Source organism: Hyalangium minutum, assembly GCF_000737315.1.
GTDB lineage: Bacteria > Myxococcota > Myxococcia > Myxococcales > Myxococcaceae > Hyalangium > Hyalangium minutum.
On record NZ_JMCB01000011.1, the window covers coordinates 87,994 to 110,976 of the forward strand.

The 22,983-nt window shown below is 68.5% G+C and carries 16 protein-coding genes; 6 read left to right on the plus strand and 10 right to left on the minus strand.

Annotation, left to right across the window (positions count from 1 at the left end):
• Nucleotides 1–153: 153 nt before the first annotated feature.
• From DB31_RS26830 to DB31_RS26845, 4 genes are all read left to right on the plus strand, one after another.
• On the plus strand, nt 154–2,262 hold the full coding sequence (locus tag DB31_RS26830) for an ATP-binding domain-containing protein (RefSeq protein WP_044192735.1): 2,109 nt from the start codon (nt 154–156) through the stop codon (nt 2,260–2,262).
• Between the two features lie 135 nt (nt 2,263–2,397).
• Complete coding sequence (locus DB31_RS26835; RefSeq protein ID WP_052420265.1) at nt 2,398–2,820, plus strand: hypothetical protein; 423 nt, start codon at nt 2,398–2,400, stop codon at nt 2,818–2,820.
• A gap of 43 nt (nt 2,821–2,863) precedes the next feature.
• The gene (locus DB31_RS26840) at nt 2,864–3,946 is read left to right on the plus strand and encodes an alpha/beta fold hydrolase (RefSeq protein ID WP_044192736.1); all 1,083 of its coding nucleotides are present in this window, start codon (nt 2,864–2,866) and stop codon (nt 3,944–3,946) included.
• 294 nt (nt 3,947–4,240) lie between these two features.
• Complete coding sequence (locus DB31_RS26845; RefSeq protein ID WP_083968718.1) at nt 4,241–5,899, plus strand: AgmX/PglI C-terminal domain-containing protein; 1,659 nt, start codon at nt 4,241–4,243, stop codon at nt 5,897–5,899.
• A 61-nt stretch (nt 5,900–5,960) separates the two neighbouring features.
• On the opposite strand, the gene DB31_RS26850 is transcribed toward DB31_RS26845, so the two are convergent.
• The 3 genes from DB31_RS26850 to DB31_RS26860 all read right to left on the minus strand — a co-directional run bounded on the left by DB31_RS26850 (nt 5,961) and on the right by DB31_RS26860 (nt 10,553).
• Entirely contained in the window at nt 5,961–6,491 is a 531-nt protein-coding gene (locus DB31_RS26850) for an SRPBCC domain-containing protein (protein WP_240486904.1), read from the minus strand.
• Nucleotides 6,488–6,892, minus strand: a complete 405-nt coding sequence (locus DB31_RS26855) for an ArsR/SmtB family transcription factor (protein WP_044192741.1) — start codon at nt 6,890–6,892, stop codon at nt 6,488–6,490. Before DB31_RS26855 ends, DB31_RS26850 begins: the two co-directional genes overlap by 4 nt.
• Before the next feature lie 133 nt (nt 6,893–7,025).
• On the minus strand, nt 7,026–10,553 hold the full coding sequence (locus DB31_RS26860; RefSeq protein WP_044192743.1) for a fibronectin type III domain-containing protein: 3,528 nt from the start codon (nt 10,551–10,553) through the stop codon (nt 7,026–7,028).
• Between the two features lie 180 nt (nt 10,554–10,733).
• Between DB31_RS26860 and DB31_RS26865 the strand changes: the two genes are divergently transcribed.
• Nucleotides 10,734–11,840 (plus strand): GNAT family N-acetyltransferase, encoded by a 1,107-nt coding sequence (locus DB31_RS26865; protein WP_044192745.1) that lies wholly within the window; start codon nt 10,734–10,736, stop codon nt 11,838–11,840.
• Nucleotides 11,841–11,843: 3 nt separating this feature from the next.
• Here DB31_RS26865 and DB31_RS26870 read toward each other — a convergent pair whose 3' ends face one another.
• The 3 genes from DB31_RS26870 to sitA6 form a co-directional block, all read right to left on the minus strand.
• Nucleotides 11,844–13,247 (minus strand): MATE family efflux transporter, encoded by a 1,404-nt coding sequence (locus tag DB31_RS26870; protein ID WP_044192747.1) that lies wholly within the window; start codon nt 13,245–13,247, stop codon nt 11,844–11,846.
• Nucleotides 13,248–13,328: 81 nt separating this feature from the next.
• Nucleotides 13,329–14,045, minus strand: coding sequence for a SitI6 family double-CXXCG motif immunity protein (gene sitI6 / locus DB31_RS26875; RefSeq protein ID WP_044192749.1), 717 nt, complete (start codon nt 14,043–14,045; stop codon nt 13,329–13,331).
• Nucleotides 14,046–14,054: 9 nt separating this feature from the next.
• Nucleotides 14,055–14,777: a SitA6 family polymorphic toxin lipoprotein gene (sitA6, locus tag DB31_RS26880; RefSeq protein ID WP_083968720.1), complete on the minus strand. Its 723-nt coding sequence runs from the start codon at nt 14,775–14,777 to the stop codon at nt 14,055–14,057.
• A 151-nt stretch (nt 14,778–14,928) separates the two neighbouring features.
• Here sitA6 and DB31_RS49130 point away from each other — a divergent pair, with 151 nt between their 5' ends.
• Nucleotides 14,929–15,468, plus strand: a complete 540-nt coding sequence (locus tag DB31_RS49130; RefSeq protein ID WP_157232190.1) for a hypothetical protein — start codon at nt 14,929–14,931, stop codon at nt 15,466–15,468.
• A 995-nt stretch (nt 15,469–16,463) separates the two neighbouring features.
• Here the strand turns inward: DB31_RS49130 and DB31_RS26895 are convergent.
• Genes DB31_RS26895 through DB31_RS26910 form a run of 4 tightly spaced genes read right to left on the minus strand, consistent with a single transcriptional unit; the run spans nt 16,464 to nt 22,903 of the window.
• A complete protein-coding gene (locus DB31_RS26895) occupies nt 16,464–17,645 on the minus strand; it encodes an aromatic ring-hydroxylating dioxygenase subunit alpha (protein ID WP_052420267.1) in 1,182 nt (393 codons plus the stop codon).
• A complete protein-coding gene (locus DB31_RS26900) occupies nt 17,642–19,261 on the minus strand; it encodes a GH3 auxin-responsive promoter family protein (RefSeq protein WP_240486918.1) in 1,620 nt (539 codons plus the stop codon). The genes DB31_RS26895 and DB31_RS26900 overlap by 4 nt, the downstream gene beginning before the upstream one ends.
• Before the next feature lie 47 nt (nt 19,262–19,308).
• Nucleotides 19,309–20,082 (minus strand): hypothetical protein, encoded by a 774-nt coding sequence (locus tag DB31_RS26905; protein WP_044192755.1) that lies wholly within the window; start codon nt 20,080–20,082, stop codon nt 19,309–19,311.
• 4 nt (nt 20,083–20,086) lie between these two features.
• Nucleotides 20,087–22,903 carry an FG-GAP-like repeat-containing protein gene (locus tag DB31_RS26910; protein WP_044192756.1) on the minus strand — a complete coding sequence of 939 codons (2,817 nt, stop codon included), beginning with the start codon at nt 22,901–22,903 and terminating at the stop codon, nt 20,087–20,089.
• Nucleotides 22,904–22,983: the final 80 nt, after the last annotated feature.

Sequence of the window (22,983 nt, forward strand, 5' to 3'; positions counted from 1 at the left end):
CCAATTCACGCGGTGTGTGGTCCGCGCGGAGGAGGCTTCCACCCGCCGAGTCACCGGGGAGCCATCGCGCACAGATAAAGTAGCAAATCCTCCTGAAAATCCAAGGGATTGACCAATCCCGCGCCAGGGTTCACCTTGCGCGCGAGGATCCCTATGAACGAGCCGAAGGAAGCACTCTCTGCGCAGGCTCTGGCCCTCATCGCGGAGGAAGAGGCGTTGCTAGGGCGCGTGCACTCCGCGCTCCAGGCGACGGCGGCGCGCCAGCAGGCGCTCAGGGGCCAGCCACGCAGCGCCCTGCTCGAGCGCCTCACGGAGCTGCGAGACGAGGCCACCAGCGCCGTCGAGAGCGACCTGCCGGCCTTGTTCCAGCAGATCGACAACACGCGCGCGGTGCTCGAGCGCGACGCGAGCGCGAAGCTCCCCGAGCCCTCCACGCCCTACTTCGCCCACCTGCGCCTCAAGCGCCACGAGGGCACCTCGCAAGAGTACCTGCTGGGGCGCACCACCTTCACGGATGCGCAGGCGGGTGTGCGCATCATCGACTGGCGCTACGCCCCCATCGCCCGTGTCTTCTACGGCTACGCGGAAGGCGACGACTACGAGGAGTGGTTCGGCGACCGGCTCTCCGAGGGCGTCGTCGAGGCCCGGCGGCTGCTGGTGATTGAGCGCGGTGTGCTGACCCGCATCCGCGCGGGCTCGCTCCACTTGGAGCGGACCGCCCAGGGCGACTGGCGCGAGGTGAGCGCCACCTCCGTGCTCTCGGGCGGAGCAGGCACGGCCGTGCGAGCGGGCAGCCTCGGCGTGGGCACCGGCGAGGAAGGCCGCGCGGCCCGGTTCGATGTCACGGCCCAGCTCGACGCCGAGCAGTTCGAGGCGCTCCAGACGGCCGCGAATGAGCCGCTGCTGGTGCTCGGGAGCGCGGGCAGCGGGAAGACCACCGTGGCCTTGCACCGCCTGTCGAAGATCACCTTCGAGCTGCGCGCGGCCTCGCTGCCCTCGAAGATGAAGGTCATTGTCCCCGAGGAGGGCTTGGCGCGGCTGTCCAAGCGTCTGCTCGCGCCCCTGGAGCTGCGCAACGTCTCCGTGGAGACGCTGGACACCTGGGCCTACGCCACCGCGTGCACGGCGTTCGGGATGAAGACCATTCCCCTGTCCTCGGACAAACCGGCCCTCGCCGCGCGGCTCAAGCGCCACCCGGCGCTGAAGCCGGTGCTGGAGCGCCAGCTCGGGAAGCGGAAGACGAAGGACCCGTCCTTCAAGATCCTGCGCAAGCGACTGGCGGAGGTGCTCACGGACCGGACCGCGCTCGCCGAAGTCATAGCCGCCTCGCAGGGTGACCTGCCCACGCCCGCCATCGACGATACGGTGCGGCACACCATGCTCCAGCTCGCCACGCCGCTCGCGAAGGAGCTGGAGGGCTACCACCCGGAGGCGCTGGCGACGATCGACGGACTCTCGGTGGAGGACTCCACGCCGGACGCGCTCGCGGGCACCGTGGACGCGGAGGACCTGCCGCTGCTGCTCTACCTCAAGCTGAAGTACAGCGAGCTCGGCACGGATCCGCTGGCGCACGCCGTGCTGGACGAGGCCGAGGACTTCTCGCTCTTCGAGCTGTCCGTGGTGGCGCAGCAGCTCGGCAAGACGCGCAGCTGCACGCTGGCGGGCGACGAGATGCAGCAGACCACCACGAGCTTCGCCGGCTGGCCTGCTGCCCTGGCGGAGCTGGGAGTCAAAGACGCGGCGACGGTGCGGCTCTCGGTGTCCTACCGCTGCCCGCGTCCGGTCATCGAGCTGGCGCGGCACGTGCTGGGCCCGCTGGCGCCCGAGTCCCCACCGAAGAACGCTCGCGACGGAGTCCCGGTGGGCTTCCACCACTTCCCGGAGGAGGCCCAGGCGTGGCTCTTCGTCCGGGACTCGCTGAAGGACTTGCTGGAGCGGGAGCCGAAGGCCTCGGTGGCCGTCATCGCCAGCAGCCCGGAGGCGGCGCGCGCCTTCCACAAGGTGGTGGACGACATGTCGGGGGTGCGGCTGGTGCTGGAGGGAGACTTCTCCTTCGAGCCGGGCGTGGACGTCACGGACGTGGAGAGCATCAAGGGGCTCGAGTTCGACTACGTCATCCTCCCGGACGCGACCGCGCGCTCCTGGCCGCAGACGGACGAGGCCCGCCGCAAGCTCCACGTGGCCATCACCCGCGCCTCGCACCAGCTCTGGGTCATCTCCTCGGGTGTCCGCTCGCGGCTTCTGCCTGCGCCCCAGAGCTAGCCCAAGCGCCAGGATCGAACGAATCCCCGCCGTACCTGGGGGCAATTCGTCGTCTGGAGATCAATCCTACCTCGGGATGCTTGGTCGCATCACAGGGGTGGTTACCTTGCGGCACATCCTCAAGGAGGAGACTGCATGATGAACGAGGCCCGGACGCCTCCGGATGTGAACGCTGAGACGGAGCAGACGGCTGAGACTCCCGAAACTCCCGCCGCGGCACCCCAGGCTCCCGAGCCGCAGCCCGCGCAGAGCGTCAGCGGCACGGGCGCGGTGAGCGCGAGGAAGCGCGGCAAGACGAGACCGAGCGCCAAGAAGGCGGCCACCCCCGCCAAGCGCAAGCCCGTGGCGAAGAAGCCCGTGGCGAAGAAGCCCGTGGCGAAGAAGGCTGCGAAGAAGGCTACGAAGAAGGCAGCGAGCAAAGCGGGAGGTGCCCGGCGCAAGTCCACCACGGCCGCGAAGGGTGGCCGGAAGTCCCCCAGCAAGCGCACCTCCGGCCCAGCTCGCAAGGCCGCGTCCACCGCCAAGCGCGGACAAGCGAAGCGCGCCACCCGGCGCTAGCGTCCGTGTGCACATGCTAGATGTCTCCTCCAGGAGACACTGCATGGCCGCCACGAACCTCTTGCCGGGAATCACATCCTCGAAGCTCGCCACCCCGCGCCTCGGCACCCATGTCCTGTCGAGCGGCACGCCCGGTGGCGAGCCCATCCTCTTCATCCACGGCAACGTCTCCTCCGGCCGCTTCTACGAGGAGCTCATGGCCGCCATGCCTCCGCGCTACCGGTGTCTGGCGCCGGACCTGCGCGGCTACGGCGGCTCGGACCGCGCGCCCATCGACGCGACGCGCGGGATGCGCGACTTCTCCGATGACGTCGCCGCGCTCCTGCGCCACCCGGGGGTGCTGCCGCCGGGCCGCAAGGCGCACCTCGTCGGCTGGTCCGCGGGAGGGGGCGTGGCGATGCAGCTCACCATCGATCACCCGGAGCTCGTCGCCTCGCTGGTGCTGATGGCGCCAGTGTCTCCCTATGGCTTCGGTGGCACGAAGGGTCTGGACGGAACACCGTGCTGGCCGGACTTCGCGGGCTGCGGAGGCGGCGGAGCCAACCCGGAGTTCGTCAAGCGGATCGCCGCCGGAGACATGTCCGCGGAGAGCCCCTTCTCTCCGCGCAACGTGATGAACCAGTTCTACTTCAAGCCTCCTTTCCGAGTGCCCCGCGAGCGAGAGGACGTGTTCGTCTCGGAGATGATCAAGATGGCCGTGAGCGACGGCACGTATCCGGGCAACATGCAGCCCTCGCAGCACTGGCCGGGTGTGGCGCCGGGTGCACTCGGGATGAACAACGCGCTCTCCGGCCGCTACTGCAATCTCACGAACCTCATCGACGTGTCCCCTCGCCCGCCCATCCTGTGGATCCGAGGCGCGGAAGATCAGATCGTCTCGGACGCCTCGCTCTTCGACTTCGGCATGCTCGGCAAGCTGGGGCTGGTGCCAGGGTGGCCGGGCGAGAGCGTGTTCCCTCCGCAGCCGATGGTCTCTCAGACCCGCGCTGTGTTCGATCAGTACCGCGCGCGAGGCGGCGCCGTGCGCGAGGAAGTGTTCCCAGGCGTGGGCCACTCACCGCATCTCGAGGCACCGGAGAAGTTCCGCTCCACACTCCTGGGTTTCCTGGAGAGCGTGGCTGTCTGACTCAAGTGCACGCGCGTGAACATCCTCGTGAGCAGCGCGTGTGAGGCCCTGCGCCCACGTGCGGTGCTTATCCTCCGAGGTATGCCCCGAGGGCAGCAACGCGGCAGATCCTGGCGCGAGGTGGAATTTTTCCGCTGCGGATCCGAAAAGAGTGCGGCGCGTGGGCACCTCCGCGCAGGGACTCCCCGTTGACGATCGGGCCTGGCGAGCGCTCCATTAGCCAGGGTCAGCGAATGAGTTGGAGGGTCGTCCGTCACAACCTCGGCTCACACGTTCGACGAAAGGGGTTGGACCATGGGGAATTCTCCACCGGTGCTCGATGGCCTGTCGGAGTTGGAGCTCGACGCCATCGTCAGTCAGCTCAGAACCGACAAGAACCTCGCCGTTGCTCCTGTCCCCGCCGCCAGCGAGCGTCTGGGCGCAGTGACCGAGCAGCGCCTGCGGTTGACCGCTTCTGGACGGCTGAGCGTCCCCGAGTCCGAGGCGGCACGAGACGAGGCCGCGCTCCAGGCCTGGCACATCGCGCTGGGTGAGCGCGTCGTCGGCCCGCTGCAGGTCTCCGCGCTGCGCGCCCACTGGGAGCGCGGCGAGCTGGGCCCGGACTCGCTCTGCTGGCGCAAGGGCTTCGAGGGGTGGCAGCGCGTGTGCCAGGTCCCTGGCTTGGCGGAGTGCCTCGCCCCGCGGACGGCCACGGCGCCGTCCTCGCCGGAGGAGCTGGTGCCTGATCCGAATGCGGATGCGCTGGACTTCCCGCTGAAGGGCGCGGAGGCGCTGCGCATCCTGGCGGAGGAGATTCCGCCTCCACTTCCTTCTCGGCAGCCCGAGGTTCCGCCTCCCGTGCTGGAGGAGGAGCCCGTCACGGCTCCCATGCTGGAGCCGGAGCCGCCCACCGTGCCGGAGGCGTTGCAAGCCCAGGCTGCCGCGGGGGTGCACCCCATCCTCAACGCTCAGCCGCCCACCCAGGTAGAGGTGCGCGTGCGCGGCGGCGGGTGGCTCGCGCTCAGCGGGGGCATCGTCGGCGGAATGCTCGTAGCCCTCGCCATGTGGCTGCTGGGCCTGTCGGCCACGTGGGGGCAGTCCTCGCGCGGCACTTCCCTTCAGGACTCAACGTCGGCCACGGCTTCCACGCCTGCGGCCACGGCCAACACTCCGACGCCCTCTGTGCCGGCGGCTCTCAAGCCGGAGGCCATGGGCCTGGTGCCGTCCACGGGGACGAACCCGGCTGGCACGCCGGCTCTGAGCGCTAGCACGGCGGGTGTCCCTGCTGTGGCTTCGGGCTCGCTCCATGCGCCCACGCTCGGAACGTTCTCTGGGCTTGGCAGTGCCACGGCCTCGTTGAAGCCCACGCCGGTGCCGGCCCCGCTCTCGAAGCCCACCGTCCAGAAGAGTGACTCCACCGAGACTTTGAAGCAGGCCGCCTCGCCCACGCGCCAGGTGACGTTCGATGAGCCGCCCATGCCGAAGCGGGCGAAGGCAGAGGTGTCCGCTCTGGCGAGCCGCACGGGCGATGCGCGCGGGGCGACCCAGCAGGATGCAGTGGAAGAGGACGACAGCGACGACCTGGGCCTGGACAAGGAGTTCGAGCGGGAGCTCAGCGACCCGGCGAAGCGCGCCGTGCCCGCGAAGCGGACGGTGTACATCCCTCCGGATCCGAAGCCCCTGGAGGCTCCGGCCTCGCTGGCGCAGTCGGACATCTTCTCCGTCGTGGTCTCAAACAAGGGCGACATCACCGAGTGCGTGAGCGCGCAGAAGCTCCAATCCGACGAGAGCACCCGGCGCGTGGTGATGCGCTGGACCATCCTCCCCAGCGGCAAGGTGACGGACGTGGACACCGAGACCCGGGCGTACCAGGGCACGCCGCTGGCGCTGTGCCTCGAGGGGAGGATCCGCGCGTGGACCTTCCCCAAGCACCAGGAGCAGGGCAGCCCGGTCCGCTTCCCGTTCGTCTTCTAGCGGGAGGCGGTCCTCACCCGGGGCTCAGGGCACCCAGTTCATGGGGCCCAGCCTCCTTCGCTCAGCTTCGCACGAGCGTCTTGAGCAGCGCGTCGAACTTCTCGGTGCCCTGGCCCAGCACGGTGGCGAAGCCCATCTGGACCGCCATCTCCCGGTCCGCCAAGGAGTGGAAGCGAGCCACCATCTTCCACTTCGTCTGCCGGCCTGCCTCCTCCAGGGTCACGGTGATGATGTTGTTGTGGGGACCCGCGCCCAGCTGCTCCGGGGAGGCGGCACTCCCCCACACCAGCTTCTCGGGCTTCACCACCTCGATGAAGATGAACTCCATGGGGAACTCGTTGCCGTCCGGAGTGCGCATGACATGGCGCCAGCGGCCACCGGGGCGCACGTCCATCTCGCACACCGGGTTCTCGAAGCCATGGCCGCCGTACCACTTCACCACGTGCTTCGGATCCGTGAGCGTGGCCCACACCAGCTCGCGCGGGGCGTCGAACGTGCGGCGCATGATGATCACGGCCTCCTCGGTGGAGGAGCTGTCGACCTCGAGCTGCATGAAGCCTTCCTTCTGGCCTGGGGTGGGAGTGGTCATCATCTGCGTGGCTTCTTTCTGGCGGGGGGCCGGACTGCGGGTGAGGGAGCGGGTGAAGAGGAAGGCGCGGGGGCGGAGTCGGCCTGCTGAATCACCTGGAGGTACTCCGCGAGGCTGTCGAGGCTGCGCTCCCAGAAGCGCCGGTACTCCTCGAGCCACTCGGACACGGCCTGCATCGGCTTCGCCTCGAGGTGACACGGCCGCCACTGCGCATCCCGGCCTCGGGAGATGAGGCCCGCGCTCTCCAGCACCTTGAGGTGCTTGGACACAGCCGCGAGGCTCATGTCGTAGGGCTTGGCCAGCTCCTTCACGGTGGCGTCGCCCGCCGCAAGCTGGGCCAGGATCGCTCGCCGCGTCGGATCAGCCAGGGCAAAGAGCGTGGCGCTGAGTGGGTCGGTCTGCATGGCGTCCTCCACACAGATAGTATTCAACCAACTGGTTGTCAACCAACAGGTTGAATACGCCACCAAGAAGAAGGGCCCCCAAGTCTCCCCAGGGGCCCTCCTCTCGAACCGCTTCAGGTCCGCGGGCCGAGGCCTACTTCAGCGAGGCCGTCTGCGTCTGCGGCGTGGCGACCGTGAAGGCCAGGTCATCGCGCTCGTTGTAGCTGCCGGCGGAGCAGGTGTTCAGCAGGCCGCCGTAGCGGATCTGCGCGCGAATGGCGTGCACGCCCGCCGTGCTCCCCACGTTGAAGGTCTTGGAGAACACCTTCGAGCCCGAGCCCGTGCAGGCCAGGTTCGTGGCCAGGGCGGTCCACGAGGGCGAAGCCGCATTGGTCGTGTAGTACAGGTCCACGCGGTCCGTGGAGCTCTGGCACCACGCCGTCACGTCCAGCTGCACCTGCTTGCCCGGGACGATGGTGCCGCGGTCCAGCGTCTTCAGCACCAGCTTGTCGATGCTCTCATCCACGTGGAACGTGCCGGTGTTGCCGTCCGCGCACGAGGCGTTGAGGGTGTTCGGCGCGTTCGTCTCGAAGCCACCGCCGCCCGTGTTGCCACGGCCGCGGACCAGGGTGCCGGTGTCGCAACCACAGCCAGGGGCGCAGTACGGCGCTTTGAAGTTGGGGTTGTAGGTGGCGGAGGACGGCGAGCACAGGTTGGCCGTGGTGAAGCTGGCCGAGGTGTAGGCGCTCGGGCCGCAGAGGTCCTTCGCGCGCGCACGCCAGTAGTACACGGTGTTCGGGCTCAGGGCCGGGGACACCGTCCACACGCTGTCGTTCAGGTTCGTCGCGGAACCCACCACGGTGGAGAAGTTGGGGTCGAGCGCCACCTGCACGTCATACTCGGAGGCCATCGACACGGTGCTCCAGTCGAGGCTGGGCGTCGTCGCCACACCGGTGGCCCCGTTGGACGGGCTGGTGGCCGACGGCGCGCTCAGGGTGAGGCACTCGCGCGTGGTGAAGGAGGCCGGAGCGGACCAGGTGCTGGCGCCACCGCACGAGGTGACGGCGCGCACACGCCAGTAGTGCGTGGCGGTGGGCGGCAGGCCCGGGGTGATGGACCACTGGCTGGTGGTCAGCCCCTGCGCGGAGCGCACCACATGGGTGAAGGCCGCGTCCGTGGCCACCTGCACCTCGTAGCGGGTGCCCTCCACGTCGCTCCAGTCGAGCGTCGCGTAGAAGTCCACGGCGGTGCTGCCATCCGAGGGCCCCACGGCTGCGGGCAGCGAGGACGGCGGAGCGCAGGCCGGCGTCACGCAGGTGCACGTGCTGGCCGGGCTGTAGCACGAGGCGTTCGAGCCCGCGGCCACCACGGAGTAGCAGTACTGCCGGCCGTTGGCGACCTCGGGGTCCGTGTAGCTGGTGCCGGTGACGGTGGCGATGTTGGCCTTGCCGAAGTTGCAGCCGGCGAAGCCCTCCGTCTTCATCACCCAGTAGGAGCTGGCGCCGCCCACCGAGTTCCAGCTCAGGCTCACCGAGCCCTCGTTCGGCGTGGCGAACGCGGAGGGCGCCGAGGACGGGCCCGCGGCGCAGCCGCTGGTGACCGCCGTGGGCGTGCTGCAGGCGATGCCGTGGCGGTTGAAGGCCGCGTAGATGGCCGTCATGTGCGGGGTGCCGTTGGCCAGGTTGCCGTCGTCGTCATCCGCCGCCAGCCACTGCATGTAGCCGTTGGTGGCGCCGCAGCCGTCCGCGGTGTTGGCGGTGCAGTCGCAGCCGTGCCACGTGCCCACGTTGCCGCTGCCCTGGTAGAAGACCTTGTTGGCCACCACGAAGGCGGTGTTCGCGTCATAGTTGAAGGGCGCGGCGCGCAAGTCGCGGGACACGAAGTCCCAGGCGGCCTGGCGCGTGGGGCCGGCGGCGCAGTGCACCTGCTTGCCGCACGGGCCAGTCCCGGAGCTGCACCGCGGGCAGACGAAGTTCTGCGGCGTCTGCGGGGTGGCGGGGTTGTGCTTGGCGTAGTCCGCGTCGCGCACGCCCGAGCAGTCCGTGGCGCACCACGGCTGGCCGGACACCTGGGACTCGTCCACGTTGTAGCCCGTGCCGTCCGCCGTCTGGCCGCACCCGTCGCTGGTCGTCCAGAAGAAGCCGTGGCCCACGCACGAGGTCTGCAGGCGGTAGATGCCGACGATGTCCGCGTAGCCCTCGCTCGAGTTGCTCAGCGCGCCGCCCGAGTCGTTGTCGTCGATGGCGTGGCCCCACTCGTGGTCGAACACCGCGCCAATCTCACCCGTGTTCCGGCAGCCGCCGCCGCTCTTGTAGAAGTTAATCGTGCCGTCGCTGGGGCTGTAGAACGCGTTGCACGTCTGCGTGAGGTTCACGTTGGCGGTGAGCTGCCCCTGCAGCCACGTGTTGGTGGGCAGCCAGCCGCGAGCCTGCTCGGTCAGCTTGTTGATTTCATAGAAGCACGAGCGCGCCGCGGGCGTGTTGCCCGGCCCGCCGCCGCCCGTGGTGCAGTCGTGGTCGTTGTTCACGCCGCCCATGTCGATGCTGCCCGTGGCCGAGCTGAACGTCGGCGCGCCGCACGTGTCGGTGATCTTCACGTACTTGCCGTTGAGCGAGGTCTGCGCGGTGCCGGTGCCGGAGTAGTTGTAGACGCCGGCGCCGTTGGTGAAGTTGTTCGGCGCCGCGAAGCCCGTGTCCGCCCACGGCATGGGGGACTCCGGCTGCATCGTGCCGCACGTCGCCTCCGTCGGGCAGATGCCGGTATTGGTGGACGGGTAGATGCCGCCCTTCACCTTGGCCTCGAGGTAGTGGTTGGAGTCCTCGAAGGCGAGCACCTCGCCCGTCTGCGCATCCACGGACACCTGCCACGACTCGTTCTCGCCGGGGTTGCGGAAGCCATAGGTCCACACGAGCCGGTGGGTGTAGCCCTGGCCGAAGGCCTGAGTGTCCGAGCGGACCGTGGGGAGCACCTCCAGCGCGGGCTTCTGCCACAGGTCTCCCGGCGTCTCGATCATGCCGAGGAACTCACCCGCGGAGTCGATGGCGTCCGCGGCCTGCTTCGTCGGCTTGATGGAGAGGCTCGTGGTGGCCCAGGCCTCGGTGCCCAGCAGCACGAGGTTGCCGCTGTTGATGGTGGCCGCCAGGCGCGAGTGCCGCACCGGCACGCCCTGGACTTGCTGCGGGATGGAGATCTGCCACAGCACGTCCGACACCTGCGTCACGCGCGGCTCGCCCAGCTGCAGCGGGTCCACACCGATGGCCGCCGCGTTGTCCGCGATGAACTTGAAGATGAGGTCTCCCACCACCGCGGGGGTCACCTCGGAGACGGTGCGCCCGAGCGACCGCTGGAGGCTGCTGAGCGTCACCTGGTTGCCCGTGCCCTTGCCGGGGATGAGCGGCAGGGAGCCCTGGATGGACGTGGCCGAGCCCGTGCGCACATCCAGGTAGACATTCCAGTCCTTCCCGTTGCGCGCGAAGAAGTCATTCCACACATCCGCCTGACGCAAAGACATCTTCGCCTGAGCGGTCTGGAGTGGGGTGTTGATGATGGGCAGTGACAGCTCGGGCTTGAAGAAGGCCTTGCTCGCAAGCGAGTTGTACCCGGGCTTGGTGGGGACGATCGCATGGCTCACCGCTGCGAGCAGCAGCGCGAGACAGGCGGTCAACTTCATGGCGTGGCGCATTACAGCTTCTCCTAGGGGAACAGCAGGCATGGGGCCGGGGAGGCCCCAGGGGGGGCGCAACGGTGAAAGCTCTAGACCACCCCCCCAGCAGATACAAGGACGGGGGGTCACAAGGATAAGGGAGCGCGGAGCTCCACCGCGTGGGGAGACCGGGAGCTGCTGATAGGCTGAGGCCCGCCCATGAGCCCCATGCGCCGTGCCACGACGGAGGACAACGCCGCCCTGTTGGAGCTGTTCGGCGACGTGCCCATGCAGGGAGAGCTGGTGCTGTCCACTCAGCGCTCGCCGGACTACTTCGCACTCTTCGAGCTGCAACGAGGCACCACCGAGGTGTGGGTGCACGACGAGGGTGGCCAGCTGGACGGGATGGGCGCCATCCACGTGCGCGAGGGATGGCTGGAGGGCCAACCATGCCGGGTGGGGTACTTGGGGGACCTCCGTTCCCGGTTCTCCGCGCGCCGGACGCGAGGGCTGTCGCGCTTCTACGGGCCCATCTTGGAGGAGGCGGCGGATCGCCACGGGGTGCGCGCCTTCCTCACGGCGGTGATGGCCAGCAACGCGGCGGCGCTGCAGTCGCTGGTGAAGCGCAAGGCGTCCCGGGCCTCCCAGCCCTACTACACGCTGCTGAGCCCCTTCTCCGCCGTGTCCATCCAGTTCGCGCTGCGCCGCAAGCCGCGCCCGGGGCCCTACACAGTGCGCCGCGCCACGCCGGAGGATGTGCCCACCATGGCCGCGCTGCTGGACCGGGACCACCGCGCACGGCCCTTTGGCTACCGGTACGACTTGGGCGAACTGGAGCACCGGCTGGCGCACTGGCCTGGGCTGACGGTGGAGCAGTGCTACCTCGCGTTCGACCGGGAGGGGCGGCTGGTGGGGTGCACCTCGGCGTGGGATGCGGGGGCGGTGAAGCGCTACCAGGTGCGGGCGTACCGGGGCGGGATGCGCTGGATGCGGCTGGGCTTCGACGCACTGGCCACGGTGGTGGGAGCGCCTCGGCTGCCCGCGCCGGGGCAGCACTTCCGCTACTTCTACCTGTGCAACACGAGCATCGCCGGAGAAGACCCCGCCATCTTCCGCGCGCTGCTGGAGCAGGTGTACGCGGACCACCATGGGCAGGGCTTCCACTTCTTCACGCTGTACCTGGGCGAGGGCGATCCACTCGCGCCGGCGCTGAAGGGCTTCCTGCTGCGGCGGCTGGACTTCCACCTCTACGCGGTGAGTCCGGCCAGCAGGCCGCTGACGTCGTTTCCGCCGGGGCGGACGGGCTTCGAGATCGCCCTGCCGTGAGGGCTACACCTCGCGGAGCTTCCAGCGACCTCGGCGGAAGAACCACACGCTCACCATGGCAAGGAGGCCATAGCTGAGGGTGATGGCGAGGAACGCGCCGTTGGGACCCAGCTGGAGCGGATTGGCGAGCACCCAGGCCATCGGCAGTTCCATGACCCAGAAGCAACCGAGGTTGATGAGCGTGGGCGTCGTCGTGTCGCCCGCGCCGTTGAAGGCCTGCTCGAGCACCATGCCGAAGGCGTAGAAGAGAAAGCCCGAGCTGACGATGCGCAGGCTCGACACGCCGTAAGCCGCGGCGGGGCCATCCTGGGTGAAAGAGCCCACAATGGGCTCGGCCAGCAGGATGAAGAGAACCCCGATGCTGCCGAGGAAGACGGCGTTGTAGCGGGCAGCGGTCCAGACGGCCTGCTCGCCGCGCTCGGGCTTCTTGGCGCCGAGACTCTGGCCCACGAGCGTGGCGGCGGCATTGCCCAGTCCCCACGAGGGCAACAGGGCGAACATGACCAGACGCATGGCGATGGTGTAGCCAGCGACGGCGGCGCTACCGAAGGAGGAGACGATACGGGCCAGCACCACCCAGCTCGACGTGCCGATGAAGGCCTGAAGCATGCCGAGGCCGGACAGCCGCAGCATGGTGAGCATGGTCTGAGGCTCCAGCCTGACATGCTCCCAGCGCACGCGGAGGTGGCCTCGGCCGCGGGCCAGACACACGAACTGGTACAGCACGCCCGTGCTGCGTCCCAGCGTGGTGGCGAGGCCCGCTCCGAAGACGCCCATTTCTGGGAAGGGTCCCCAGCCAAAGACGAGCGTGGGGGCGAGGAGGATGTTGATGATGTTGGCCAGCCACAGCACGCGCATGGCGATGGCGGCATCTCCGGCGCCTCGGAAGATGGCGTTGATGAGGAAGAGGAGGACGACGCTCATCATTCCCACCATCGCCACTTGGGTGTAGCGCACGCCGTGCTCGAGCACCCAGGGGGAGCCTCCCATGAGGGCCAATAGATCCCGGGAGAAGTAGGATCCGGCCAGGGAGACGGGGACGCCCAGGAAGATACCGAGGCCGATGGCTTGAACGGCGGTGCGCGCGGCCTGGTCGGGGTCCTTCTCACCGATGCGGCGGGCGACCATGGCGGTGGCGCCGATGCTGAGCCCCATGGCGACGGCATAGATGATGGTGAAGAGGGCCTCGGTGAGGCCGACGGTGGCGATGGCATCGGCGCCGAGGCGGCCGACGACGAAGACGTCGACCACGGCGAAGATGGACTCCATGACCGTCTCGAGGACCATGGGGACGGCGAGGAGGAAGATGGCGCGGCGGAGGGAGCCCTCGGTGTAGTCGTAGTCGTGGTCCGAGCCTTTGAGGGCTTCTTTGACGGAGGCCCAGAGGCCCTGAGGTGTTTCTGACATGTGGCTCGAACTGCCCCCTGTGTACTGCGCTCGGATCGGAAAGGGGCGCCATCCTAGAGGGCAACGGCGCACCCGTCTGCACTACCGGATTTGAAGCTCGCGAAAGACGAGGTCCTGCTCAAATCCCTGACGCCGGGCGGCGTCGACGAAGCGCTCGGAGGCGATGATGGCCGTCAGGAAGTCCTCCAGGCGGAAGATGTCTAGGTCCTGGGGAAGAGACTCGGCGCGCAGGATGAGTTCATCCGGGCGCGACCAGCCGATGCGGCCACACTTCTCGCAAGGAGGAGGGGGAGGCTCCGGCAGGCAGTCCGGATGCACGTGTCCCCGAGGCAGCAGTTCGAGTTCCAGCAACTCGGGTGGGTCCTTCTTGCGGAAGCGCAGGAGCGTTCTACAACCCTTGAGGCCCTGGACTCCCTCGGCTTGCAAGGTCCTCAAGGCCTCGCCCTTCATCAACAGCAGCCACGGGTAGTACATGAAGAACGGACCGAACTCACCACGAGCCGTGCCCACGAGAGGACCGAACTTGGTTCCTGGCCACAGAGGAACACCGGGCGGCACCAGCGGGCGCACCTGCTCGCGCAGCCGCTCGAACTCGGCATAGCCCTCCTCCAGCCGTGCCGAGTACTTCGCCTGATCCGGCAAGTGGGACAGGTCCACCGAGGGATAGGAGTCCGACATCCCGCCCCAGACGGCATGACACAGGGGGCAGTTCACTCCCGGGAGCGTCCACCGATTCGTGGCGCTGTAAGAACCGGAGTATCGCGGCTCTGGGACGTCCCTGATCCAGTAATACCTCATGGCGGCTCGTCACCAGCCAATCGGGGGCGGCTGTGTCCACTGCCGGTAATAGGGGACGATTGGACCCGCCAGCTCAAACTCATAGATGAGCTGTCCTGCATACCGGTAGATCTCCTCTTTCGGCGCATTCAAGTGAGCGTCCTTGTACTTCCGCCACGCCTCATTCCAAGCCCCACCCTTGGGAGGCGGATGGTGAATGCTCCGATGCTTCTCGACCAGTAACGGCATCGTGAACTCATGGATGTTGATGCCCTTGATACCGAACCACTCCTTGAGGTCTGGCTCCTGCGGGAAGATGTGGTGCTTCTCGTGGGGCTTTCGCCACTCCGCCTCCAGTTCCTCCACCATCTTCTTCTGGCTGGGCAGCAGGGGCGGTTTGGGCCCCCAGGGAATGACGAAGACCGGTTTCGCATTCTTCGGCAAACCATCCGCACTGCCCCAATACCTTTGCACCGAACCGCCAGGGCCCGGCAACACCGCTCCGCCCGTGCGGGCCAGCCTCACCTGCCCTGCGGGAGCGAGGTCTTCCATCACCTCCCGACAGCGGTACATCCCGCACTGACCTGCATCGCAGAGAGCCACCAAGCTGCCCTCTTGCGCGCACAGTTGCTCGAATGAGGCGGCTTCCTCTGACTCCTCCCCTTCCTCGCTCACAGCGACCGGTACAGACGCGCACGCCGCCAGCGCGGCGCCCAGCACCAGCCACATCCGCCGTCGAAGCACTCGGGTCATGCAGATGTCCTCGGACCAAGTAAAGACCACCGTGTAGCGTGCCCGCCACCCCACCCCTCCAGCTCGCCCGAGGGAGACCCTACCTGAGAGAATTCGTGGGCAGTGGGAGGCGGGGCTTGCAGGCACCGAGGGAGGCCATCATCCTGAGTACATGAGCGACCGGCCGCCTCGGGACGGTGCCAGCTACGAGGCGCTGGCCCAGCTCCCACCCAACGTCATCGGTGAGCTGGTGGACGGCGAGCTGCACGTGAGCCCCAGGCCCGCGCTGCGCCACTGCCTGGCCGCCTCGGTCCTGGCCTCCGAGCTGATCGGTCCCTTCGGACGAGGCAAGGGAGGCCCCGGAGGTTGGGTCATCCTGGCGGAGCCGGAGCTGCACCTGAGACAGACGTGGCTTCCGTGGTGGTGCGTGCCGAGCCTTTCGACGCACTGGACCTGGAACTGGGAGCCCTCTGGGCACGCTGATGCGTGGTTTGGGCTCCTCGGTCACGGGCTCAGCTTTCCGCAGAAGCCTCCGAAGATCGGCTCGCACTTGCTGTTCCGACACTCCAATCCCGCGATGCACGACAACCACGGCTCGCTGGAAGAAGGACAGGGCTCTCCCAAACGCCCCAGGCGCTCGCACATCATCGTGTCGTCGTTGCAGATAGCCCCCGGGCCACACGGCACCGTCGCGCACGGCTCGCCCGGCTGACGGAAGGGCTGGCAGGCCCCTGTCCCTCCCAGGCTCCCCAAATCGCAGAAGAGGCTCGTCTGGCAGAACCTATTGGAGCAGGCCTCTCCGAGACCCGCCCGCTCACGGCATGTCCCCGGACCCTCACTACCCCCGCCCTCGCAGACCAGATCCCTCTTGCAGTCCCCGCTGAAGGCCCCAGGCACGCCCGGATTGGGCGTGCAGGACGCGCCCACATCGAGCATCCGCTGGCAGCTCCCTCCGTTGCAGATCAGGTGGCCCAGACACTCAATCCCTCCACACGCCTCACCTTCCACGGCGAAGCGCCGGCACACCCCTTGGCCCGTCTCACAAAAAAGACCCGGAGCGCACCGGGAGTCCGTCGTGCAGGCTCCCCCCACCCCCTCGCGGGCCTGACAGGTGCCGCTCACCGGCAAGAGCCCGGAAGCGCACTCCTGGGAATCTGTCACCGGCTGCCCCAGCCCCGGCCGAGGCCTGCAGGTGCCCGCTACACAAGCCACCTCCGTCAACCCGTCACAGTACGAGGCCTTCCCGCACTCCTGAGTCAGCACGCAAGGCTCACCGTCCTTCTGCTGCCCTTCCAGGACGTCACAGATGTCGCCATCGCGAGCCTCCTCCAGGCTCTGATCGCACGCGCTCTCACGAGTGCGCTGCACGCACTCTTCCGCCGCATCCTCGTCGAAGCGCAGCCTTCCCGCTTCCATCGACTCCTCGTACTGGAAGTAGGCCGACTGCCCCTGCACCTGTTGAATGCGAGCAAACTCCCGTGCATTGCGCACACAGGCGTCCTCGTCGCGAATCTCCCCACAGCGCGCCTGCCGATGGCACAGCGCCTCTGTATAGGACTTGGAGTAGTCCTCCTGGATCAAGCTGCGACCACACGCCGTCAGCAGCAGCGCCCCCAACACAACCACGCGCACATTCCCTGAAACCGCAGCCATCACTCCTCCTGAAGGCAGGAGTGTCTCAGTCCCCCTGCCGCGTCAATCACCCACTCAGATCCAGAAGACGATGTCCCGTTCCTCGTCTGTGGGCCCCGGACCTTGCCCGCCCTCGCGCAGCCACCGGCGGTAGGCCTCGATGTCCGCGTGCAGCAGGTCCGCCTCGGTGCTCTTGAAGACGCCGCCGCCGGGACCGTTGAGCAAACCCTCGCGCTGCACGCGCATGATCTCCACGTCCTGCAGGATGACCTGTGTCGTGTACCACTTGATGATCGGCGCCATGAACCGGCCCACCACCCGGCCCGGCAGCTCGAACGGCAGCCGGAAGCTGATGGCCGTGTACACCCAGCTGTCCGTGGGCCCCACCGGCGTCACCTGTGAGTTGATCACGAACCCATGCTCGCCCCACATGTAATCCACGCGGGTGATGTTCGGGACGAAGTAGTGGTCCGTATGGAACATGGGCAGCCCGCTCGGGTTGAAGATGCGCCCCATGCCGCTCACCGCGTCCTGGTCCTGCTTGTAGGTGACCAGCACGCTCCCGCCTGAGCGCTTCACCGTCGCCGGCACCCGCTTGCGCGCTCGATTCCGGAACCACTTCGAGTGCACGAACACCGTGTGCGGCACGTCCATGAAGTTCTCGACGAGGTTCGTCACCCCGTTCGGGAACCGCGTCACCATGAAGTACACCGTCCAGTCCGGGTGCCCCCAGTACGGCACCCGGAACGGCTCGGCTCGCGCCTTCCACACGTCCTCGCCCATGAAGACGTAGATGAGCCCGTCCTGCTCCCGCGTCTCGAAGCGCTGCAGCCGCCCCAGCTCGCACGGCTCCACCGTGAGCCCCGACCGCACATGCACGCGCTCGTCGAGCACCTCGCCCCGCTGAGACGGCCCGAGCGAGGGCACCTCCACCACGTTCCCCGCCGCGTCGTACACCCAGCCGTGGTACGGGCACCCCAGCTTCCCGTCGAAGGTGGCCCCCGCCGACAGCCGCGCGTTGCGGTGGAGGCACCGGTCCCGCAGCGCCGTGGGCTTCCCCTGCTCGTCTCGGAAGAGCACGAGGTTGAGGCCCAGAATGGTCCGCGCCAGCGGCTTCTTCGTCGTGAGCTCGGGCGAGCGGCACGCCACGTACCAGTAGTCCCTCAGCGCGCCACAGCGGTTCAGGTCGGCCTCGGCCTCCAGGTCGACGGCGAGCACGGGCTCGCCAGAGGGCGCGAGGTGCAGCGAGTTCCTCACGGGGTGTCTCCAGAGGTGAAGTGCGCCGTCCAGCCGGGCTGACGGTGCAGATCGGTGGGTTTGATGTCCCCGGCGCGCTGCCCCAGGGCGATGCAGCGCGCCTCGTAGCTCCGGGCCCCTTCCCTCACCCGCACCGCTCGCACCGGGCCGAGCTGCCCCAGTTCCCGCGCGTAGCGGTAGTGGAAGCCCTCGCGCAAGGCACGGTCGATGGCATCCGCCGCCTCGGTGAGGCGATCGTCCGGAGCGTCCGTCTCCAAGAAGAGGCGGTAGGCGGGCGGGGCCTCCCACTCGGGCGCGAGCATGGCGAACCGGGGCCGCGTGCCCCCGAAGGCCTCTGGGAGCGCGGCGTCCAGCACCGCGGTCACCCGGGTGGCCGCGAGCTTCTCTCCCACGAGATCACTCACGGCATCAGCCCGGCCCATGAAGCGCAGGCACGGCGTGGCGCCAACGAAGCCCTCCACCCGCACGAGGTCTCCCAGCCGGTAGCGCAGCAGCCCTCCCGACGTGGACAGCAGGACGACGTACTCCCGGCCCCGCTCGAGCTCATGCGCAAGGCGCGGAAAAGCCTCCGGGCGCTCGGGATCCACGAACTCGAAGAAGTGGCTGCGCACCGCGAGCACGGGCGCGGGCGCATCGAACATCGGCAGGGTGACGACGCCCTCGGTGGCCAGCAGACCCTTGCCTTGAATCTCCACGCCTTCGAAGCGGCGCCGTGCCGGTCCCACGGCGTGCGCGGCCTGGGCATCGGTCCACATGCTGAGCAGCGCGAGCCGAGGCCAGAGCGCCAGACCACTCAGTCCTTCCTTCAGGGACTGGCGCAGCATCCGGGCCCGCTCGGGCTGAGGCGAGAAGCGCAACCGCGAGAGCACGGCCCGAACCTCTTCGTCCAGTTCACGCCCTGGAGGCCGGCACGTCCCGCGCTCCAGGTCCTCCACGAGCCGCTCCCCGTGTACCTCCAGCGCATCCATGAGCAGCGTGAGGAAGCTCGGGTTCCACACGCTGATGAACGCCAGATCCTCGCAGGCCACCAGGAACCAGAGCGTCACGTACCGGCAGCTCTCCACGTCCGGCAACTGGGCCACCGCTCCCGGCACGGCGAACACCCGCGCGAGCAGCGGCTGGAGGAACCGGGGGAAGTACGCGCTGTCCTCCACACTGCCCACCGGAATCCCTCCCGGTGTTCTCCCCTGCTTCCGTCCCATGGGCGAGATGGACCAGTAGCTCGGCCCCGCACGGACCGCAGGGCGCCGGCTGAGCATCTCGAACAGCATGGGCGCCAGCGCCTGATGGAACTCGCCCAGCAGCTCCCTTGTGACGGGCACCTTCTTCGACGCGCCCGACGAGCCTCCCGACGGCTCGAACCGGACCACCGGAGCGCCCGTGAGCACGCGCGGCTCACCCACCGCGATGCGCTCCACGTCCGCAACCACCGAGTCCGGCGTGGACACGGGCACGGCCTCTTGGAACTCACGGGCCCTGACAATCCGCTCGAAGCCTGGGATGCGCGCGGCCTGCTGGCTGCCCGCCACCGCCCGTAGCACTCTCGCGAGGCACTCCTGCTGAGCCGCCTCCGGCCGCCGCAGCGCGCGCTGGAAACGCAGCGCCGACGGAGCCATGGCCGCTCGCAGCCCCCCGAGCAGCAACGCGGATGGAACCACGGCCCTCATGCCCGCGCACGGCCCCCGATCAGCCGCAGTCCCCGCCGCGTCAGGCCCCGCACCTGCTTCACGAGGATGCGCCCCACCGCCAGCGCCAGGTCCCTCAAGCGGACCTCCGTGAGGCACACCAGCTCCTCACCGTCCACGTGGCCTGGGTTGCGCTCGGCGAAGAACGCGATGTGCGGGTGCGCCGCCGCCGCCCGGTCGATGGGCGCGATGCCATCCCGCACGCGGTAGTGCTGGCTCTCGAAGCGCAGGGTGCCGCGCTCCGGGTCGTACTGGCTCCCAAACCACCGCTGGGCCAGCTCGTGCATGAACGTGACGCGCTCGGCGGGCGGCTCCCAGTCATAGCGAGGAATGGTGCGCGGGAAGTTGTTCACGGACAGCAGGTACGTCTTGTAGCCGCCGCTCAGCAGCAGCCACAGCAGGGGGCGCAGCGGCCGGCGCAGCCTGCGCCACGCGGTGAAGCGGCAGAATTGGACCTGCAGCTCCTTCTGGCCCCAGTGGTCCGGGTGAATGACCGTGTCCCCCGAGAACACCAGCTCCACGGGCTGGCCGCCCATGAGGCCCTCGGCGACGCGCAGGGTGCTGAACCCCACCAGCTCGCCGGTGCGGCGCACGGACAGGAGGATGACGTACTGCTTCTCCTCCAGATCCTTCGCGAAGCGCTCGGCGGAGACTCCGGCGTAGCAGAGCTGCATCAGGGAGAGCATCTGCGAGCGCTGAAGCTCGGTGAGCCCGTCGCGCCGCACGATGGCCCCCTTCAGGGCCGACAGCATTCCGTCATCTCCTTCCCTGCAGCGCCGTGGAACCCGGCGGCTGGCGGATCACGTGGTAGCGATCGGCCTCGAGCTGCACTGTCTGCACCTCCCCGCCATACCAGTGCACGGTGGCCGTCACCGGCCTCGCATGCCGCCCCAGGCCGAAGTGCATGCGCGGATCCGCCGAGGCCGAGAAGCCCCCCATCAGCCCCACCTCCTGCATCTGCTCCACGCGCTTGCTGCCCTCGTCGTAGGAGACGACCACGCGCGAGCCCACCGCCGTGCGATGCGTGCGAATGCCATCGCCCTCCAGCGTGATGCCCACGAAGTGCGCGCCCTCAGGCAGAGAGGCTCCCTCGGCGCGCAGCGTGTTGCGGTACACCGAGGCCGGCCCGTGCTGGTTGGTGATGACCAGATCCAGGTCTCCGTCGTTGTCCAGGTCCGCCATCAGCACGCCGCGCGAGTTGTCCGGATCTTCCACGCCCAGCTCGCGCGCCACGTCCACGAAGTGGCCGGGCTTCTCATCTCCCAGGTTGAGGTACGCGCGCCGCGCCTCGTTCGGGTAGATGGTGCGCCCGCGGATGTCGCCCCACTGGTCCGCGTACGTGTGAATCTCGGGCCCGGACTGCATCAGCTTGTGGTTGATGTACCAGTAGTCCTTGCGAGCCCCTTCCGGCAGCAGCTTGTCCGTCCGGTCATCCACCATGCCGTTGGCCTGCACGATGTCCGGCCACCCATCGTTGTCCAGGTCTCCGGCCGCCGCGCCCCAGCCGAAGCGCCGCTCGTTGAGCGCGCCCCGGAACGTGGCCTCGTCCTTGAACGAGGGGACGAACGGATCCCCCTGGCCCGGTCCCACCATCCACAGCAGGCTGCCCTCGGCCTGGAGCGAGTGGTGCACGTTGGACACGTACACATCCAGGTACCCGTTCCGGTCGAAGTCCGCCACCGAGGCGTTCATCCCCTTATAGGTGTCCTTGCCAATCTCGCCGAAGAGCTTCCCCGCGATGCGGCGGAAGTGCTTGCCGCCCTCGTTCAGGTACACCTCGTCCGGCCCGAAGTCGTTGGCGATGTAGAGGTCCGTCCACCCGTCGTGGTTCAGGTCCACCGTGCTCGTCGCGAGCGACCAGCGCGTCTCCGGCATCCCCATCGCCTGCATGTCGAGCGGCTCGAAGGTGCCATCGCCCCGCGCGCGGTAGAGGCGGTTCAGGCCGCCGTTGTCCGCCTGGTGCCAGCCGTCGTGCATGAAGCGGAACATGCGGCGGTCGCCGGGGTACTCGGGCTCGGGCAGGTGGAAGAGGTTGAGCGGCGTGGGCTTCGCGTAGTCCGGCAGGTGCGTGGTGAGCGCATTGGTGACGAGCAGATCCAGGTGCCCATCCCGGTCGTAGTCGAGGAACGCCACCCCCAGGCTCACCGAGTGGTCCGCGACGCCCGCCTTCTCGGTGACGTCCTCGAAGGTGGCCTGTCCCGTCTCGCGCAGCTGGTTGCGCAGCAGCCGCGAGGGCCCGAACGCCACGCCGATGGCCAGGTCCTGGTCTCCATCCCCGTCGTAGTCCACGAAGGTGGCGGTGCCGGCCAGCCCGTTCCGGTCATAGCTCTGGGCGAAGCGCTCCAGCACGGGCACCTTCACCCGCTCGAAGCGGAAGCCGCCCAGGTTGCGGTAGAGCGCGGCGCGGTCCTCGTCCCGCTTGAGCGGATGAGACAGGAACAGGTCCAGCAGCCCATCCCCATCGAAGTCGCCCGCGGCCACCGAGTCGCCCACACTCAGCACCCACTTGGAGATGTGGGCCACACGGGGGTCCACGCGCGTGAGCACGTCGCCCATCTGCGAGCCCAGCCCCGTCTGCGCCGCTTCCATCCGATCCATGTGGAAGTTCAGCGGGTGCGCGGTCACTGAGGGCGCCACCACGACGAAGTACGCCCCGGCCATCGCGGCGCCGAGCCCGCCCACCACGCCCACGCGCTTGAGCCGATCCGCGGAGAAGAAGATGCGCAGAGACTCACCCAGCCCCTTTCTCCACGCCGCGCGCGCGTGCAGGAAGAGGAAGCGCGCGGTGGCACACGTGAGGGCCGCGTAGAAGAAGGTGTAGACGCTCTCCTTGAAGTGCAGCACCAGGTCCACCAGCGTGATGGCCAGCGCGAGCAGCACCTGCGCCCGGGGCGTGTTCGGCGACGTCCCCGGATCGGTGATCATATAGAAGGTGAAGATGAAGAAAGAGGGCGCCCCCAGCGTGCCGAGGAAGAGCACCTCGGGCGGCAGGTGGTGCCGCATGACGTAGGCGCGCAGGGCTGTCTGCGCCGCGTAGAAGGTGAGGAAGCTCACCACCAGCCAGCCGCGCCCCACCCGGAAGAAGAAGAGCACCAGCGCCGCCATGACGATGAAGGCGGACATCGCCACCGCGCCGTTGGCCCACTGGTACGCGGGCGCCGCCGTAATGAGCTCGCGCGACAGCAGCAGCGAGGTGGCCACCCCGAACATCGACGGGTTGAAGATGTGCTTACCCTCGAAGGTGAGCACGTACTTGGAGCCGATGGTCAGCCACACCGGGAGCAGCAGGAGCCAGCTGTGGTGCGAGTAGTTGAGCAGCAGCGCCAGCGAGCAGCAGGAGATGTACCCGCTCAGCGGCACCACCTTCTCCCGGCGCAGCAACCAGCCGAGCGCCGCGTCCAGCACGCTTCCAGTGATGACGATGGCCGCCATCTGCGCCGGGCTGCGGTTGAAGCCGAAGAAGGAGAAGCCCAGTACGCCGTACAGGGTCAGGATGCCCGCGAAAGGCAGGCGCGGGTCGGTCCAGCGGGGCCAGACCCAGCCCCAGCGCTCGACGCGCATCGGTGGAAGCATTCGCGGAGCGTGCCCCGGCTGGAGGCGCCATGTCCAGACACCCCACGCACTTGCTACGCTCCCCGCCCGACCGCTTCCCG